The sequence below is a fragment of the Paenibacillus sp. A3 genome (genome assembly GCF_001399685.1).
Lineage (GTDB): Bacteria > Bacillota > Bacilli > Paenibacillales > NBRC-103111 > Paenibacillus_G.
Map to the genome: position 1 here is coordinate 1 of NZ_JTHN01000296.1, position 968 is coordinate 968.

The 968-nt window shown below is 52.8% G+C and carries 2 protein-coding genes; one reads left to right on the forward strand and one right to left on the reverse strand.

The window, feature by feature from the left end; translation table 11 throughout:
- Positions 1-278, reverse strand: a 278-nt coding sequence (locus QJ48_RS33370) for a LacI family DNA-binding transcriptional regulator (protein WP_157261838.1), incomplete at its 3' end; no start/stop codon positions are given.
- 239 nt (positions 279-517) lie between these two features.
- On the opposite strand from QJ48_RS33370, the gene QJ48_RS33375 reads away from it, so the two are divergent.
- The coding region (locus QJ48_RS33375; protein ID WP_157261839.1) for an ABC transporter substrate-binding protein at positions 518-968 on the forward strand (451 nt) is incomplete at its 3' end.

Genomic DNA, 968 nt, shown 5'->3' on the forward strand with positions numbered 1-968 from the left:
CCGTGCTTGGCCAGCTCCTTCTCGATGCCGTCGCAGATGACCGAGAAGTAAGGGTGATAGTGGCGGTTCTGAAGCGTCGACACGATACAGCCAATGCCTCGCGCGGCTCTGCCGTCGTCGCCGGACGATTTGATCTGATAGCCGAGCTCCCGGGCGACGTCCCATATTTTTTGTTTGGTTGCGGTATTCACGGTCCGGTTGGCGTCGTTGGCCAAGACGCGTGACACCGTGGAGACGGACACGCCGACGCGGTCCGCGATATCTTTCAGTGTTGGCATAACGTAACCCCGCTTCTTATCGGATAATGAGAAAATTTGCCGCAAATTCTACTTTTCATGTTACGCAAAACGGCGCGTCAGGTCAACTGAAATGATCACTACAAAACGAAATATATTTTTGCAATAATTGCCGCAAATATCTGAAAAATAATTGTTGACTTTGCGCAATGAAAGCGGTACATTTTGGATAGGAAATCGATTCCAATCCACGATGACGATCATGAGAAAGGGGAAATCGAATGAAAGGCGTACAACGATTGACGAAGGCATCGCTTTTGGCCGCTCTGGGCGTATCCGTGGCACTGTCCGGCTGCTCGCAAGAGTCGGCGTCGGGCGGAAGTGACGGCAATGCAGGCGGGGGGAACGGCCCAAAAGTGAAGCTGGTGTTTTGGAGCCATCAGGCGGAAGCATTCAACGATAATTATAAGAAAATGATCGACAGTTATATGAAAGCGCACCCAAATGTGGAAATCAGCTATCAAAGCTTTCCTTACGACGTCTATAACCAAAAGCTGAAAGCGTCGTTCTCCGCGCAAAATCCGCCGGACATCGCCGAGGTGTTCGGCACTTGGGTGCCGGAATATTCCAAGAACGGCCTGCTGTCGGAGGTGCCCGGCGGCGAGGAGGCCGGCAAAGCGTATTACGAGGCCCCGCTGGGCGGATTTAAGTGGGACGGCAAGCTGTACGGGC